At 55.8% G+C, this 514-nt stretch carries 1 protein-coding gene; it reads right to left on the reverse strand.

Annotated features, from left to right (window positions below; all coding sequences use genetic code 11):
* Nucleotides 1-5: 5 nt before the first annotated feature.
* Nucleotides 6-404: an acyl-CoA thioester hydrolase YciA gene (yciA, locus tag ABD481_RS47190; RefSeq protein WP_002901629.1), complete on the reverse strand. Its 399-nt coding sequence runs from the start codon at nt 402-404 to the stop codon at nt 6-8.
* Nucleotides 405-514: the final 110 nt, after the last annotated feature.

Raw genomic sequence — 514 nt, forward strand, 5'->3', positions numbered from 1 at the left:
CCTTCTTATTCCGCTGGCAGAGGACGTGGTTTTCCCTGATTATCAACGGCAACGTAGATAAACAGCGCTTCCGTCGCCTTGTAGCGCTGGCCAATCGGTTCTGAAGAAACTTTTTTCACCCACACTTCGATATTGATTGTCACCGAGGTGTTGCCGCGCTTCACGCAGCGGGCGTAGCAGCACACCACGTCGCCAACGGCGACCGGGCGTAAAAAGGTCATCCCATCCACCCGCACGGTCACCACGCGACCCTGGGCGATCTCTTTGGCCATAATGGCGCCGCCAATATCCATCTGCGACATCAGCCAGCCGCCAAAAATATCCCCGTTGGCATTGGTATCCGCCGGCATTGCCAGGGTGCGTAAAACCATTTCGCCCTTTGGGGCGAGATCTGTTGTTGTCATGCTCTACTCTGTTGTGGTCAAAGACGATCAGCGGGATGCTACTATGAAAATAGCGCAGTGAGAATAGGGGAATACGCCCGCTGGCGCGGGCGCGGTGGTTCAGAAGGAGA

This window comes from Catenulispora yoronensis (assembly GCF_039531695.1).
Taxonomy (GTDB): Bacteria; Actinomycetota; Actinomycetes; order Streptomycetales; family Catenulisporaceae; genus Catenulispora; species Catenulispora yoronensis.